This window comes from Sporomusa intestinalis, from assembly GCF_055383785.1.
This window is the reverse complement of sequence record NZ_AP042390.1, coordinates 629,097-644,579: the sequence shown is the minus strand read 5'-3', so window position 1 is coordinate 644,579 and position 15,483 is coordinate 629,097. Positions and strand designations below refer to the sequence as shown.

Sequence of the window (15,483 nt, the reverse complement as noted above, 5' to 3'; positions counted from 1 at the left end):
AGGTGGGTTACCATTATGGAGTGGCATCAACTGGAATACTTTCTAACCGTTGCTCAGTTGCAGCATTTCACGCAGGCAGCCGAGCAGCTTGCCATCTCCCAGCCGGCTTTAAGCCGTTCTATTGCCAGGCTGGAGGCGGAGCTGGGAGTGCCTTTATTCGAGCGGCGGGGCAAACATATCAGGTTAAATCAGTTTGGCAAAATTTTTTTACAGCACAGTAGCCAGGCCATGCAGGAAATCCGTGCCGCCAAAAGGGAGATCGAAAGCATTATTCACCCCGATCAGGGAACCGTTGCCCTGGCCTTTCTACATTCCCAGGGCGCCCATATTGTGCCTGACCTCCTGGGCCGGTTTCGCGCTGTACACCCCAATATCCGCTTCAGGCTTTATCAGAATCCATCCTACTTATTGCTGGCGCAACTGGAGGCCGGCGAAATCGACCTGTGCCTGTCCACGCCGCCGGGAAGCGGGGAAGATATGGAATGGACCCCATTGTATACAGAAGAACTATTTGTTGCTGTGCCTACTGAGCACCGGCTGGCCGGACGGAAAAGCATTGCCCTGGCCGAAATCGCCGCCGAACCCATTATCACCCTGAAAAGCAATTTCAGCCTGCGGATTTTAACAGATCAGCTGTTCCGGGAAGTACGGCTGACGCCGGAAATCACCTTTGAAGGGGAGGAGATTCCCACTGTCGCCGGCCTGGTGGAAGCCGGACTTGGCGTGGCTGTCATCCCCCGCCTGCCTGGCCTCAGCAACAGCCGGCTGGCCTTTGTGCCGATCTCTTCCCCGCCCAGCTACCGAACCATCGGCCTAGCCTGGATTAAGAGCCGCTATGCCTCCCCGGCCACCCTGAAATTCCGCCAGTTTGTACTCAGTTCGTTTCCGGCCAGCCCGGACCAGCGGTAAACGGCTTCCCTGGCAGGCCCCACACCGCCGGCAGCAAGCTTCGAAGAATGAATTAAGCGGCTCCGGCTCACACAACGGATCGGGAATCTGTCTCTTGCATGCGCGCTTCTGCCATCCTCATGCAATCGCCTCCTTTCGTCATTTCTTTGCTGCCAGCAGTGAGTTCAGCTGTTCCAGCAACCCGCCGCCATTGAGCGATATGCTGCCGATTTTGTCGCAGATCTTTTCTAAGAACTCCAGTTCCTTTAAGCGAAACAGGGTTTGATTCTCATCCATAAGCTTTGCCGTATTCAGCAGGCTGCGGGTTGACGCCGTTTCCTCCCGCCGGGTAATAACGTTGGCCAGGGCTTTTTTCTCGGCAACAAGTACGGTATTTAAAATATCTTTAATCTCACCGGGCAGGATGATATCCTTAACACCGGCAAACAGAAATTCAACCCCGTAGTCCTGTTCCTTGCCCTGTAATGCCCTTAGCACATAAGCGGCTATTTCCTGTTTCATTCTCAACAGGTCGTCCAGCTTAAGGGTGCCCACATACTCACGCAAAACCAGCTGCAACAATAAGTAAAGCTGTTGTTCATAATCCTTGACAGCCATGACTACCTTGACCGCATCGGTAATTTTATACTGGCAGACGAAGTTAAACCGCAACGGCACTTTGTCCTCAGTCATTATCTCCTGGCCGTTAATCTCCATGTCGCGTTTGCGCATATCGACCTTGACAATATCCACCTTGTTCGCGCCAAGCCAGAAATAATGCCGCCCAGGCTCCAACACCTGCTGTATTTTATTATCAAAGAACAGGATGCCCTTCATATAGGGTTCAAGATCATAAACGGCAGCATACTCCCGCAGTTGCGGCCTGGCCAGGAGACTGCGGTCAATAGAGGCGGCCACTTCGGGGGTGCTGATATCCACTATGGTAAATGTGTGTTTCTTGAGCGCATTCCAGAATGCATATTTGCCGGTACGCAAAACCTCCTGAAACTTGTCATCAACAAAATGCAAGGCGATTTGCCTGTCGGCAATGTCGGCAACGGTAAGCTCCTGACACAGCCCGGCATCACTAAGAAACAGGTCCAGATCATAGCCGTCCACATAAAAGGGTCTGGTGATATCCATAATCTCGATTACCGTTTCGGAAAAAGGCATAGCAAAATGCTTGCCCGGCTTCAATACGCCCCGGTAATTGCCGGCTTTGAACACTAACCCCCGTTCATGGTCCCTGATTGTTATTAGCATGACGTGTTCCTCCGTCGTATAGTAAATTTAACTGACCTGCTCTTGCAGGAACCCCCGCAGACTGGTCGACGGGAGGCTGATTAAACCTATTGCTGACTGCACCGGCGGCGAAAAACCGCTTACTGTCAACGCCATGGGCCCAGCCGGCTCATAGGCGATCGTCAGCCCCGCAAAGTCTGAGCCTGCCGCTTTACGGTGCCTGCGGCACAGTAAGCAGGGGATTCCTGAAGCAGGCTGCCGGACAGGCCGTTAGGCCAAAAGGGGATTTGAACCCCATCCCAAAGGGATTGCCATTTAGCTGATGCTGCAACCGCATAGCAAACCGTAGTAACTACGGTGGAGGAGTCGAACCTCCGTATATCAGTTCTTCAAACCGCTCTCCCGGCATACCTCAGGACATAGCCCCAGGCACCGCAAGGCTGGAGATGCCTTAACCTGAGGGGACAAGCGGCCAAGCTAATTGTTCCTGCACAGCACTATCCCTTGACCACGCCGATAGTGCGCAGCTTCTTGACCGGTGTCATCAGGTCAAGCTCGTTGGCGATTACGGTATCAATATCCTTATAGGCAAAGCGTGATTCCTCCGCCACATCCGCCTTGTTGTTCTTGCCCAGAACAACACCGCAGCTTTTTAGGTCTGTCATAACCGCTTCGACCGGGAAGGTTCCCTTCGCCTGCGTGCGCGACATCAGCCGCCCGGCCCCGTGGGAACAGGAATGGAAGCTTTCGGCGTTGCCATGGCCTTCCACCAGGTAGCTAAAGGACCCCATGGCCCCGGGAACAATGCCGGTATCGCCGGTTCTGGCCCGGATAGCCCCTTTCCGGTGGACCCAGACATTTTTTCCGTAGTGGTTTTCCAGCGCGGCATAGTTATGGTGGCAGTTGATATAATTGGCATACTCGGGCCGGGAGCCGGTAAACCGGCTGACCCATTTATCAACAATAGCGGTCACGGCCGCCAGCATCTGCTCCCGGTTTTCCTGGGCGAAGGCCAGCGCCAGCTGCATCCAGCCGATATACGCCGCCCCTTCCCTGCTGTCCACCGGCAAAAACGCCAGCTGGTATTCAGGCGGGACAGACGCAAACCACTTTTTGTTATGCTCTTTGGCCTCATTATGGAAAAAACGGCAGATTTGGTGGCCGAGATGCCTGCTGCCGGAATGCAGCATAATGCCAGTCAGGCCGTTTTCGTCTTCCTGCAGCTCGATAAAATGATTGCCGCCGCCAAGGGTGCCGACCTGATAATACCCGGACTCGATTTCCGGCAGCAGCTTGGCCGCATAAGTATAACGGTCCTGATTGGCCAGAGCCTCGTCAATAACCCGGGAAGCCTGCCGCTGCTTGTGATGCTTAAAGCCTACCGGGATATTGCGCAGGATATCGCCGATAATCCCCTGCAGCATCGAGCCGTTGGCCGTATTGGTGTGTTTAAGCAGGTCTGCGGCCACATTCGTCTGGATATAGGCCATCCCGCAGCCGATATCGACCCCCACTGCGTTGGGGATAACCACACCGTCGGCAGCAATTACACCGCCGATCGGCATTCCCTTGCCCATATGGGTGTCAGGCATAAGGGCCACCCATTTATGGATAAACGGCAGATTAGACAAGTTTACCGCCTGCTGGAGACAGCCCTCTTCCAGGCAGTCGGTCGCCTGCAGCCAGACCTTTATCGGGTGCCGGTTCTGTTCTTTATCATAAATTACATACATACAATCATCTCCCTGGGTATAATTTACCAGTTTAGGTAGCCGCCATCATTAAAAAAAGTTTGCGAACTGGCCCGCATTGACAAAGAGTGCAGGTTTGCTATGATAAAAACAGGACAGACAAGGGGGATGCTATGGCCGGATTTACAGAGTTAATAAAAAACTTCAATAAAATCAGGGATTATGCCCGGGATTTTTTAGTGTACGGCTACAAATGCCGCACTGACTATACCCGTAAAAGCGGCCGGAGTTATGATAATGAGCGGCGCCGGATCGAAAGTTATCTCGCCGGTTATATTCGCTGGGAAACCAGTGCCCGCGGCAAACATCTGTTCATCAGCACCGACAGCGGCGACCTGTCGCAAAATCCGCTGTTTTCCGTATGGGAAACAAAGTCGTTTACCGCCAATGACTGCCTGCTGCATTTCTGCCTGTTTGCCATCCTGACAAAGCAGCCGGGGCTAACCGCCCAGGCCGCCGCCGATGCCCTCTGCCGCGAGTATCTGTCCTGCTTTGACGAGTATCCAATGCCTGATACCATGACGGTCCGCAATAAACTAAACGAATACGCGGCGGCAGGCTTTTTTCAGAAACAAAAAAACGGCAAAACCCTCGGCTATTTCCTCAATGCCAGCCCCTTTAATCAGGCTCTGCCTGAGTTGCTGCACAGACTGCAGACGCCTGTCCATTTTTTCGAAAATATTACACCGGCCGGTGTGCTGGGGTATTTTATCCGCCGCGACTGCGGTCATAGCCCAGGGCTCTTTTCCTTCCGCCACCTGTTTACCTTCCACACCCTTGATGACGGCGTGCTGCTGCAGCTCTTAGCGGCCATTCAGGAGCAAAAGTCTGTCCAGATTGCCACCGGCAGCAACCGGTCGAAACATCCCGGCCGCCAGACAATTGTACCGCTGAAAATAGCGGTTAACGTCAAGCACGGACGCCGCTATCTGCTGGCCTATAACAACCGGACCCGCAACTTCTTCTCCTTCCGCCTGGACTACCTCAGCGATATCAAAGTACTGGCAGCCTGCGCCGACTTCCCGGAACGGCTGGCAGAACTGGAACACAGGCTGCGCCGGACCTGGGGCGTATTCCTGGGCCGGAAAAACCAGGTTGAACAACTGACAATGGTACTGTTTATTGACGAAGACACAGAGGCTTATGTTCTGACCCGGCTGAGGCGCGAGGGCAAACACGGCAGTGTGGAAAAACTGGCGGCCAATACCTTTTCCTATCATATCGAGGTTACCGACACGCAGGAAATGGTCCCCTGGCTGCGGACGTTTATCGGGCGGATTATCTCGCTGACCGGCTCAAACCGGCCGGTTATCCAGCAGTTTATCGACGATATACAGCGCATGGACAACATGTACCGGAACGGAGGAAACGATGGACCTGTTTAGTGAAATTCACAGCCGCTACTTTTACATCATCAACCAGGTCTTGCAAGCGGCCGCCGTCCGCCGCCTAACCACCGGCGACATTGCCGCCCTGGTGGCTGCGCTCGGCTTTGCCGAAACCCCGTTGACCCTTACCCCGCGCCTGCTCCATACCGGCCGGGAAGGCTACTGCTTACTGCAACGCAAGCCTGATGGCTCTTGGCAGCCGGTCGCCCCCAGCCTGCCGCCGCTGCTGACAACACTGCAGAAACGCTGGCTGAAGACGATAATCGTCGATAAACGGTTTACTCTTTTTGCCACGGCGGCAGACCTGGACCGATACCGGTCCCTGCTGGCCGGGGTCGAACCGCTCTACCGGCCGGAGCAGCTCCTGCCTGTTGACATGGCCAATGACGGCGATGCTTATGACAGCCCGGAATACCGGGCCCTGTTTTCAACAATCCTGGCAGCCCTCCAGGCCGGACGGGTACTGCTGATCACCTATGAAAGCGGCAAAGGCAACCGCCTGTCGGCCTATTTCGCCCCTTATAAGCTGGAATATTCCCTGAAGGACGATAAGTTCAGGCTGGTTGGCGTCAGAATCCGCCAGAAAAAACTGCGGCGTCTTTACAAGTTAAACCTGGCCCGCATAACCGCGGCGGCCATGATGGACTGGCAGGCCCCGGCCGGCCTGGCCGGGCACATCCAAAGCCTGCGCATGCCCCAGCCGGTGGAGATCGCCATCACCAATGAGCGCAACGGCTTTGAGCGCATTTTTACCCAATTATCCAACTTTGAACGCAGCTCGGAATATGACGAAACCACTAAAACCTGTTATATGAAGATTTATTATTATGAAGTGGATGAAATGGAACTGTTGATTACCCTGCTTTCCTTTGGCCCGGTGATCCGGGTGCTGGGGCCGGAGGACTTCCGCCGGCAGCTGGCCGGGCGCATAGCCTGCCAGCGGCAAAGATTCGCCGCAGCGACGGACAATCAGGACAATAAGGACAAAAAAAACACGATATCCATCGTGCCGGACAATATAACAAAGGAGCATGCCGAATGAACTTTTACTGTGCGGACTGCGGTCAGGAGTATCCGCTGGACGGCCTCGATTACCAGTGCCGGTGCGGCGGCCTTTTCAGCCTGAAAAAAGCAGCAGGGGAAACGGTCAGGACGACTGTTTCCTTGGGGGAAATGCCCACCCCTGTGCTGAGAAGGAAACTGCTGCATACGGAAGTGTACCTGAAGCTGGATTATCTGCAGCCAACCGGCTCTTTTAAGGATCGCGGCGCCTTTGCGCTGATTAACAAACTCCTGGAACTCGGTATCCGGGAGGTGGTGGAGGACTCTTCCGGCAACGCCGGGGCCGCTATCGCCGGCTACTGTGCCGCCGCCGGCATCAAGTGCAGCATTTACCTGCCGGCAGACACCTCGCCCGGAAAAATTAAACAGGCCGCGGCCTATAAAGCCAATATTGTCAAAGTTCCCGGCACCCGTGACGATACGGCCCGGGCAATTTTGCAAGCCGCCCAGACCGCTTACTATGCCTCCCATGTATATAATCCGCTGTTTTTCGAGGGAACGAAATCCCTGGCCTACGAAATTTGGGAGCAGATCGGGGTGCCTGATTACATCTTTGTGCCGGCCGGCAATGGTACGATGCTGCTCGGCGCCTATATCGGCTTCAAGGAGCTGGGCAGGCTGCCCCGGATTATCGCCGTGCAGAGCCGGAACTGCGCCCCGGTCGCCAGCCGCTTCCATGGCCGTCCGGCCGGAGACTTCGCGCCGACGGTGGCGGAGGGCATTGCCATCCGGGAACCCCGGCGCCTGCACGAAATGATCGCGGCCGTGCAGGACAGCAACGGCGATTTTGTTGCCGTCGGGGATGAGCAGGTGCTGGCAGCCCAGGCCATGCTGGGCGCCATGGGGATCTATGTCGAGCCTACGGCCGGCGTCGCCGTCGCCGGTATGCTCCAGTACTTTGCAACAGGGTATGATAAAAACCTAAAAATCGTCGTCCCTTTAACAGGCAGCGGCTTAAAAAAGTAGGTGCCGCCACAGGCCTGGCTCAGGCTTTCCACACCCGTGTCGCCGCCAGGCCTGTTATGCGGGCCAGCTGACGGATTTTTGTGCCTTTCACCGCTTTCAGGCCCCGCAGGATTGCCGCCTGCTGTTCCCTGGTCTGCCGGGCGACCTGGCTAGGTTCAAGGCCGAATTGCTGTCTAATCATATTGCGTACAGCATCGTCACTCACACTGATTTTGCTGGTAGGAAGCTCAAGACAGCTGTCGCTGTTGGCGGTGTTGGAAAACTGCACAAAGCGCGCAATCGCCATGGCGGTCTTGTCGGCAAACATAGCCAGGGCATATTCCCGGTCCACGAACTGCTTATCGCCAATATACTCATGATAACTGCTCCAGCGGTAGTCAGCCGCATCACTGACGAGGCTGGCCTGGACCGGATTCTGCTGGATATACCGCAAAACCGTCAGAAAATAGCTGTCGGTTTCTACAGGCTCACTCTTAAACCGTTCCTGAAATAAGTGGCCGCACCGGTCATGGCGGCCGTTATACCAGATCACATAGCTGGAACTCAGCCGCTGGACCATCCGCCCCAGAGGCTCCCGGCCTTCCTGCAGGAGAATATGGATGTGATTATCCATCAGACAATAGGCAAAAATCCGGCAATGGCTGATTTCCTTGTATTTTACGAGCACTTCCAGGAATTTCAGCCGGTCTGCGTCGTCCTCAAACAGACTCTGCCGGTTAATCCCCCGCAACAAAATATGATAGATGCCGCTGTTGCTTTTCGCTCTTGGCTTTCTGGCCATAACCCTCACCTCTGGCCAAATTATACCACGGCCGGTGAGTCAAAACAATTCCCTGTCCCCGTGTTTTTAACCCCAATTCCCGTCCCTTCCAGAATTTAAAAACAGGATTTTATGGCGAAAAGGTCGAACTACCTAATTAAAACCAAATTTGATAGACAACTGGGGGGACTGGTGATGACGCTTTATCTCCGCCGGATCACAGGCCTCCTGATCTGTTTTGTCATTATGATCAATATGTACGGCTTGCCGCTGGCGGCGGCCGCGATCATCAGCACAAATCAGGAGATATCGATCGGCGCGAAGGTTGCCGAGCAGTTGGAAAAAAAGCACGGGCTGGTTGATGACCCCGCCCTGCAGGCCCGGGTAGCCCAAATCGGCGCCAGACTGGTTGCCGTATCGGACCGTAAAGACTTAACCTATTCTTTTAAAGTACTTAACTCCAAAGACGTGAACGCACTGGCGGCGCCGGGAGGCTTTGTTTACATATTCAAGGGTCTGGTGGATTATATGCCTTCCGATGAAGAACTAGCCGGGGTCATTGGCCATGAAATCGGCCATATCGTCAGGCGTCACAGTGTAAAACAGATTGAAAAATCCCTGGCCGTCAGTGTGTTATTCGGGGTCGCCTTTGGCGACCGCGGGGCGTTATTGCAAAACCTGGGGCAAAATGCCATCATGGCCGGGTACAGCCGCAAAGACGAGCGGGAAGCCGACCAGCAGGGCTTTAAGCATGTCCATCTGGCGGGCTATAACCCCTACAGCATGCTGCTCACCCTGGAAAAACTCGATGATTTGCCTAATAAAGGCTCCTACGGACTGTTCTCCTCCCATCCTGATCCCGGGGACCGGGTGAAGCTGGTCCAAAAATACATGAAGGATGCCAGAATCACCCCGCAGGTGACCACAGACGGCAAAAAAGCCGAAGTGGTCGATAACGGCTGGCGGCTGCCGGCCTTCACAGTCAGCCTGAACGGGTATAAGCCGCTTTACCGTGCTTACTTTACAGCCGGCGCCCTGTACCTGGCGGCAGCCGATCCGGGCTTTAGCAGCAGCCGTTTTACGGTTACCCACACCGCTGCCGGGGCTGTCATCTATTACAAAAACCAAAAAATCACCACCCTCAGCCACGAGGACGCAGCCGCCCGCGGCCTGACGCTGAATGAACTGACGAATGAGTTTATCGGCAGGCTGAAGGAATGGGCGCCCAAACGCCAGAAAGCCGGCTGACAACAGCCTGTTCGTATTAACGGTTGCAAGTCCCCTGCCGGTTGTCTGTTTTGAGCCGGCAGGGGACTATTGTAAATATTGGGGGCTAGGGGTCTGCGGTTCCGCCTATGCCACGGTAATCTTCCAGGGCTTTTTCCGCGGGCTGGGCAGGATGGACATTACGCTGTATGCCACCCTTTGCAGATTCCGGTCCGGATCCATCTCGCCTATCTGCTGGTGGAGAAGTATGGCCTGTCTGCGGTTGCCGTTGGCGTTGCCTTAGGCTGGATTTGCATGATTGGGTATGAGGCTTATGAATACCGCCGGTATCTGGCGCCAAGCCGGGAAGGGAGCAGGTAAAATGAAGTCAGTGTACTTAACGAAAGAGGCTTGCTGCGGCTGCAGCGCCTGCCGCAGCGTCTGCGGCCGCCAGGCCATCACCATGAAGCCGGACGCAGAAGGGTTTCTATATCCGGCAATCGACCAGGCCCGCTGTATCGACTGTGGCCGCTGTACGCAAAGCTGCCCGCTGCTGCAGGCAGGCCATTACAAAGCCGGGGGGATACCCCGCTTTTACGCGGCCCGGCATAAATCCCCGGCGGTGTTGTGGCAATCGACGTCCGGCGGGGCCTTTACCGCTATTGCCGATGCAATTCTGCGGCAGCAGGGCGTTATTTACGGCGCCGATTTTGACGAGGATTTCCGGGTTCTGCACCGGCGGGCGGAAACGCCCGCGCAGCGGGACCGGCTGCGGATCTCAAAGTATGTGCAGAGCGACCTGGGCGATACCTATGCGCAAATCAAGGCTGACCTGCGCCAGGGGCGCAGGGTGCTTTTTACCGGCACCCCCTGCCAGGCTGCGGGCTTGCGCGGCTTTCTGGGTCCATCACCGCTTACGGAGAATTTGTATATTTGCGATTTAATCTGCCACAGTATTCCCAGCCCGTTAATCTGGGAAGAATATAAGCGGTTGCTGGAACGGGAAAAAAGCGGCAAGCTCACAAGTGTGCAATTCCGTTCAAAGAAAGACGGCTGGAGCCGGGCCAACAGCAATAAGGGGTTGCTGTTTACGACAGACAACAGCCCGGCAGTATATGAGGACGACCGGTTTCACCAGTTGTTCATAAACGTGGGCACTATCGCCCGCCCTTCCTGCTCGCAGTGCCGGTTTACCGATATCCACCGTGCTGCCGATTTGACGATTGCCGATTATTTCGGCATCGAGAAATACAGCCCGGAATGGTTTGACCCCTTGGGGGTGTCGGTGATTTTGGTAAACTCGCCGCAAGGGGCAGCCCTGTTTGCGCAGTGCCGGCAAGACCTGCATACGGAAGAGCGGCCCCAGGAAGAAACACTGAACGAACAAAAACGTCTGCGCGAACCCGCCCCCTTGCCGGCAAACCGCAGCCTGTTTTGGGAGGATTACCGGCGCTTCGGCTTTGCATACGTTATTGGGAATCGGGAATAACAAGTTCGTGCGCCATCTGCTTGCACTCATTCTGCCGCCAACAGCCAACGCTACACACTCTGCTTCGCTGGAGGGAAAACCAATGCGTGCCTGCAGCTTTGTCTGTATTGTCTTCGTAGTGTTTATACTTATCGATCAGTGCTATAGCGGCCTTAACTGGGAACGGCTCTTTATCGGCGGCTTTGTTGGCACTGCCATCTGGACAGACTGCAGCCGCTGGCTGCGGTATAAGCTGAAAAAAATGAAAGGCTAAATAAACACCGCCCGCCCCGGAGGACAGGCGGCAAGATTTATTTCTTCTGCGTGTTGATCTGCTCTATAATCCCGGACTCTGCTAACGTCTGTTTGAGCCGCTCGCTATCAGCCAACCATTTTGCTGCTGACTCTTGAGGCCCCAGATATTCGACCTTGTTGCCGACCTTCTCCATATTCGCCCTAAACTCAGGGTCATTGATAATAGCCTTTACCCCTTCTGCCAGCTTATTCTTAACCGCAACCGGCGTTTCTTTGGGAACGGCGATGCCATGCCAATTATCGATAGCAATGTCAATGCCCAGTTCTTTAAAAGTCGGCACATCAGCAAACACGGGGTCAGCCATGCGGTGTTCACTGGTTATGGCTAAAATTTTTACCGTGCCGTTTTTTACATGCTCTTTGATGGGTACCGGACTAACAAAAATAAGCTGAATATGACCGCCTAATAATGCCGGTATCGTCTCACCCGCACCGGAGAAAGGAACCTGCTCAATTTTTATACCCGCAGCTTGATTAAGCATCTCGCATAGAACATGAGCAAATGAACCGGTGCCTACATTACCAAATTTCAATTGGCCTGGCTGCTTGCGGGCATATTCAGTCAGGTCGTTTAGCGTTTGCCAGGGTTGACCGGCTTGTACCGCCAACAGCAGCGGCACGGCTGTTATCTGCGCAATCGGGCTTAAGGCAGTTGAATAATTGTATTTGCCTGTGCCGTAAAGCGATAGCAATAAGAGTTCATTTGAAGTTGCACCGGCGGTGTAGCCATCAGCCGGCGCGGCCGCTACCTCATTCCAGCCAAGGGCGCCGGCACTGCCGGGCTTATTAATAATGGTTAAGGGTTGTCCTAAATGCTGAACCGCGTATTTCTCCAATGACCGTGCCGTCAGGTCCAAACCGCCCCCGGCGTTGTAGGGAACAATTACCGTAATCGGCTTCTCGGGATATTTTTGATTTTTTACAGGTATCGCTACCTCTTCCACCGCGCTGCAGCCGCCAGCGATGATGGCAATAATCAAAAATGAGACGGCTAGAAAGACCATTACTCTTTTCCGCACTACACGCTTACCCCCTTGTTTGCAAAATATGACTGCCTTTCACAATTGCAGGCAAATTATTAACTAAATTATATGATAATTTATTTGTAATAAAATGTCATTTGCAGCAAGAAAATAAAAAATTGCCTGCTGTAATGCAGGCAGTAATTACCAAAAACAACCCCCTGTTCCCCTGTTTACACTGCAAAGTTATTCAGATTCATCAAAATACTTCTGTCTATTTTTATCAAAGTTATATAAATTCCTTACTATCATTTTCATTTCTTCAGTAATTTCCCCGGGCAGTTCTTCATAGGCGATAATGTTTCTAAATAGGGCATAGGGCAAAACCTCAATTGGTTTTAGTATAGTATAGCGCTTATAAAGTTCTCTGGCCGCGCCGTTATGAAATTTATGAATTGCTTGTTCTAAATCCCAAACATCTATTTGTTTATCCTGCCATTGTTTAAATTGATCTGCCAATTTTTTCATTTCCTGTTGCAATTCCCGCTCATACGCTTGATTAGCCAGCTCCCTTAGTTTCTTAGCCACTGCTTTCGAGTATCGCATAGAACGGCCTCCTTCAATATCTTTATAATACCACCAGAGTCTTCCCTTCCTCTATAATGTGTTCGTTGCCCTACAAGTAATGGCTGACGTGCATAAGCACTGGCAAAATTTTAATACATCTAATGTATTCGTTGCCCCAAGAGATATACTGGCTTCTTCAAAACAGTAATATCTCCATAATCCAGCATGTGCAAGGGTTTTCTTAGTTTGTCCAAGTGCAGCCGATCATGTTGCAGATAGAGTAAAAAAGTCTTTTTAAGCCGCTGTTTATTAAGGTTTTCGTCGGCCTTACCGGCAAGTCCTGCCTGGAAAAACCAATAAAAAAAGAGCAGTCCCTAAAACTACTCTTTTTACATTAGGCCATTATTTCGGCATCCGCCCGTTATTCCCTATGATTTCTTTTCTGCCTCCGCCTGCAGATCACCCGAATCTTGCCGAAAAATTTCTCGTTTTTCTTTAGCCCATTCCTTGCTAGTTTGAATCACGGCATCACATTGCAAATCCCGGGCGCGTTGCTCAAGGTATTCCCAGTCAATACGGTCATAGTTTCCCACCATAATATATTTTACCCATTCATCCGGGTCGTTCCAAAACCTAATTCCTGAAGCACGGTCTATTAATATATCTTCCACACTGATAATATTGACACTTGTTCCATCCGGGCCAATAACCTTCTGTACCCGCTCCCAACTGCCATCCAGCGGGCCTTTCGGGAATTCGACTACCACCTGTTGATACTCGGGTAAGTACCATGTACCGGAGTCATTTTTAAAGCCTAGTCCTGTCATTACCTCACCGATATGATCAGGCTTAGTCACAACAAAATCAATATCACGGGTTAAATAATTGGCCACAGTATAGAACTCCACTGCCGAGCCCCCCACCAATACTGCCTGTGTGCCTTTCTGCTCCAATTCAGTAGCAATAATAGCGGCAACGCGCATTTGCCGCTTTAAGGGATCTTCTATTTGCGCCGCCAGGACTATTTTTGCACGGCTGTCCATAGCATTCGATACCCTCCTGAATTTTTTTGAATATAGCCTTCTTCTTCCGCTTTTTTAACCGAATAGTACACTGACCGAGCTAAAGCCGTAGCTTCCTCCTCAGAACGTCTGCCGGCCGGACGTTTATTTTTTTTCGGCCGCAGTGAGGGAGGAATTTGGTTAAACCGCTTACGTGTTTCCTGAATGGCAATGTCCAAACTTATTGGTTTTTTTATCATACCGGACCTCCTTCCCGGGTGTTTACGAGAATAAATAATTGTTCGTAATTTAATACATTTTTTCCTTCTAAACCTGTTCTTAAAATAAAAGAATCCGCCAAAGCGGCTGTTTTAATTCCCCAAAAAACGGCAGAATTATGGGGCAAGGTTACTGTTCGGCAAATCACTATTCTACCTATACTACTCTTTATTACAGCTTATATTTATCGTAACCAAATTTAGGTAAAAATACATCCAATGTGTTCGTTGCCCTTTGATGCAAGGTCAATCGGCTGGAATATTTTCAAATTTCAATACATCTCATGTGTTCGTTGCCCCTGGTATCCGATATCAAAAAACGCGGCGTAATGATATTTCAATACATCTCATGTGTTCGTTGCCCCAAGGGAAATACTGACTTCTTCAAAACAGCACAATCTCACAAACCCGGCCTATGCAAGGGTTCTCTTACTATTTTTCCAAGCGCAGCCGGTCATAATGCAAACTGGGCACACAAGGGGCATCAAGCCGCTGTCTATCAGGCTTTCGCCAGGTTCGCCGTCAAGTCCTGCCTGGAAAAACGAAGAATCTGCCGAGCCTTCCCGTTTACCTAACCGTAACCGTAAACAAGGCGCAGTATTCATCAATAAGCCCGGCTGCCCGGACCGGGTTGAAGATGCCGCAGCGGCAGGGCTTGGCCAGCTCGATGCCGGCCGCGGCTGCGGTCATTTCGCCTTTTTAACCGGGCCGATCAACCGGCGGACCAGGCCCTGGGCCACCATGGCATGGCCGCACATTGTCGTGATCTGGGCAATCTCCTCTTCCGGCATTTGCTCCGTTTTGCCCAGAACGCCCAGGGAGTGCTCCACAGCATGGGGCTGAATCCCGGCCTGGTCGCAGCAGGCGAACAGTCTAACTAAGGTTATATGGGTTAAATTCAATTACTCGGTCATTTAGATCCTCATTTTCTAAAGTTCTGTAAAACTCTTCAAAAATTCGTTTTTGCTCCTCAGTAGCCTCTTTCTTCAAGACTCTTTTCCCTTGTGCCCGATCCCAATAAGTACAACCATACAATTCATCCGGAAATTTAACCATTGAAAAATACTCCCCCATTCTCCTTCTAGTAAGTTTATCACTTCCTGGGCCAACGGTCTTAGATCTTTCTCAGATCTGGCTTCAGCAAGAAACTCAGCGGAATTTTTTACACTGTATTCGCTTAAATTATCTCTTATTATATTTACCTCGTCTTCTAGCCCAAGATTTTTCAACGCTCTGAGTTTAATTCTTGTTTCAATTCCTTATAGGCAGCCTAAAAACCCATCGTCACCGCCTAGAGCCGGCCTTTTATAGTCAGTTCTCTAAAATCATATGCGGTCTTGCCGGCCGCCAAACCTTTATTACCCGCTAAGTTTTTGTCGCCGCTCGCCAGGCATTGTTACGCTACTGCTGATCGACGACAAACTTTCCGGCCGGCAGGGCTTAGAGCAGCGTTGTGGTTATTTTTGGATTTTTTTCGACTTTACTCCTGCAAATCCTGCAAAAAAATAAAAACTCCCGAACTATTCGCATATCTACGGCTCATCGTTCCTCCCCGCTCCCGGAAAAACCCCGGTCGGCTGGCCGGTCTCTACTTGCAAATTCCCGCAGACAAGCTATAATTAGAAATAG

Annotated in this window: 18 protein-coding genes; 8 read left to right on the top strand and 10 right to left on the bottom strand. The window is 52.2% G+C overall.

Annotation, left to right across the window (positions count from 1 at the left end; all coding sequences use genetic code 11):
* The first annotated feature begins 15 nt into the window (after positions 1–15).
* Positions 16–909 (top strand): LysR family transcriptional regulator, encoded by an 894-nt coding sequence (locus ACZ481_RS03115; RefSeq protein WP_464768722.1) that lies wholly within the window; start codon positions 16–18, stop codon positions 907–909.
* A gap of 138 nt (positions 910–1,047) precedes the next feature.
* On the opposite strand, the gene ACZ481_RS03110 is transcribed toward ACZ481_RS03115, so the two are convergent.
* Together ACZ481_RS03110 and ACZ481_RS03105 are read right to left on the bottom strand one after the other, a co-directional pair.
* Positions 1,048–2,151 carry a slipin family protein gene (locus tag ACZ481_RS03110; protein WP_464768721.1) on the bottom strand — a complete coding sequence of 368 codons (1,104 nt, stop codon included), beginning with the start codon at positions 2,149–2,151 and terminating at the stop codon, positions 1,048–1,050.
* A 476-nt stretch (positions 2,152–2,627) separates the two neighbouring features.
* On the bottom strand, positions 2,628–3,863 hold the full coding sequence (locus ACZ481_RS03105) for an RtcB family protein (protein ID WP_464768720.1): 1,236 nt from the start codon (positions 3,861–3,863) through the stop codon (positions 2,628–2,630).
* Positions 3,864–3,994: 131 nt separating this feature from the next.
* Between ACZ481_RS03105 and ACZ481_RS03100 the strand changes: the two genes are divergently transcribed.
* The 3 genes from ACZ481_RS03100 to ACZ481_RS03090 are packed head-to-tail and all read left to right on the top strand — an operon-like array spanning position 3,995 to position 7,297.
* The gene (locus ACZ481_RS03100) at positions 3,995–5,266 is read left to right on the top strand and encodes a WYL domain-containing protein (protein WP_464768719.1); all 1,272 of its coding nucleotides are present in this window, start codon (positions 3,995–3,997) and stop codon (positions 5,264–5,266) included.
* Positions 5,253–6,311 (top strand): WYL domain-containing protein, encoded by a 1,059-nt coding sequence (locus ACZ481_RS03095; RefSeq protein ID WP_464768718.1) that lies wholly within the window; start codon positions 5,253–5,255, stop codon positions 6,309–6,311. Before ACZ481_RS03100 ends, ACZ481_RS03095 begins: the two co-directional genes overlap by 14 nt.
* On the top strand, positions 6,308–7,297 hold the full coding sequence (locus tag ACZ481_RS03090) for a pyridoxal-phosphate dependent enzyme (RefSeq protein WP_464768717.1): 990 nt from the start codon (positions 6,308–6,310) through the stop codon (positions 7,295–7,297). The genes ACZ481_RS03095 and ACZ481_RS03090 overlap by 4 nt, the downstream gene beginning before the upstream one ends.
* 19 nt (positions 7,298–7,316) lie before the next feature.
* Here ACZ481_RS03090 and ACZ481_RS03085 read toward each other — a convergent pair whose 3' ends face one another.
* Positions 7,317–8,078, bottom strand: a complete 762-nt coding sequence (locus ACZ481_RS03085; protein ID WP_464768716.1) for a transposase — start codon at positions 8,076–8,078, stop codon at positions 7,317–7,319.
* A 174-nt stretch (positions 8,079–8,252) separates the two neighbouring features.
* On the opposite strand from ACZ481_RS03085, the gene ACZ481_RS03080 reads away from it, so the two are divergent.
* From ACZ481_RS03080 to ACZ481_RS03065, 4 genes are all read left to right on the top strand, one after another.
* Complete coding sequence (locus tag ACZ481_RS03080) at positions 8,253–9,305, top strand: M48 family metallopeptidase (RefSeq protein ID WP_464768715.1); 1,053 nt, start codon at positions 8,253–8,255, stop codon at positions 9,303–9,305.
* A 177-nt stretch (positions 9,306–9,482) separates the two neighbouring features.
* Entirely contained in the window at positions 9,483–9,644 is a 162-nt protein-coding gene (locus ACZ481_RS03075) for a hypothetical protein (RefSeq protein ID WP_464768714.1), read from the top strand.
* Position 9,645: 1 nt separating this feature from the next.
* Entirely contained in the window at positions 9,646–10,752 is a 1,107-nt protein-coding gene (locus ACZ481_RS03070; protein WP_464768713.1) for a Coenzyme F420 hydrogenase/dehydrogenase, beta subunit C-terminal domain, read from the top strand.
* An 82-nt stretch (positions 10,753–10,834) separates the two neighbouring features.
* Complete coding sequence (locus tag ACZ481_RS03065) at positions 10,835–11,005, top strand: hypothetical protein (RefSeq protein WP_464768712.1); 171 nt, start codon at positions 10,835–10,837, stop codon at positions 11,003–11,005.
* Between the two features lie 37 nt (positions 11,006–11,042).
* Here ACZ481_RS03065 and ACZ481_RS03060 read toward each other — a convergent pair whose 3' ends face one another.
* From ACZ481_RS03060 to ACZ481_RS03030, 7 genes are all read right to left on the bottom strand, one after another.
* The gene (locus tag ACZ481_RS03060; RefSeq protein WP_464770566.1) at positions 11,043–11,990 is read right to left on the bottom strand and encodes a tripartite tricarboxylate transporter substrate binding protein; all 948 of its coding nucleotides are present in this window, start codon (positions 11,988–11,990) and stop codon (positions 11,043–11,045) included.
* Positions 11,991–12,254: 264 nt separating this feature from the next.
* The gene (locus ACZ481_RS03055) at positions 12,255–12,614 is read right to left on the bottom strand and encodes a hypothetical protein (protein WP_464768711.1); all 360 of its coding nucleotides are present in this window, start codon (positions 12,612–12,614) and stop codon (positions 12,255–12,257) included.
* Between the two features lie 389 nt (positions 12,615–13,003).
* Positions 13,004–13,618: a DUF6036 family nucleotidyltransferase gene (locus tag ACZ481_RS03050; RefSeq protein ID WP_144348627.1), complete on the bottom strand. Its 615-nt coding sequence runs from the start codon at positions 13,616–13,618 to the stop codon at positions 13,004–13,006.
* Positions 13,597–13,836: a hypothetical protein gene (locus tag ACZ481_RS03045; RefSeq protein ID WP_144348626.1), complete on the bottom strand. Its 240-nt coding sequence runs from the start codon at positions 13,834–13,836 to the stop codon at positions 13,597–13,599. The genes ACZ481_RS03050 and ACZ481_RS03045 overlap by 22 nt, the downstream gene beginning before the upstream one ends.
* Positions 13,837–14,421: 585 nt before the next feature.
* Positions 14,422–14,544 carry a hypothetical protein gene (locus tag ACZ481_RS03040; RefSeq protein WP_464768710.1) on the bottom strand — a complete coding sequence of 41 codons (123 nt, stop codon included), beginning with the start codon at positions 14,542–14,544 and terminating at the stop codon, positions 14,422–14,424.
* Positions 14,541–14,756, bottom strand: a complete 216-nt coding sequence (locus ACZ481_RS03035; protein WP_464768709.1) for a hypothetical protein — start codon at positions 14,754–14,756, stop codon at positions 14,541–14,543. The genes ACZ481_RS03040 and ACZ481_RS03035 overlap by 4 nt, the downstream gene beginning before the upstream one ends.
* Positions 14,728–14,910, bottom strand: coding sequence for a hypothetical protein (locus ACZ481_RS03030; RefSeq protein WP_464768708.1), 183 nt, complete (start codon positions 14,908–14,910; stop codon positions 14,728–14,730). Before ACZ481_RS03030 ends, ACZ481_RS03035 begins: the two co-directional genes overlap by 29 nt.
* Positions 14,911–15,483 lie beyond the last annotated feature (573 nt).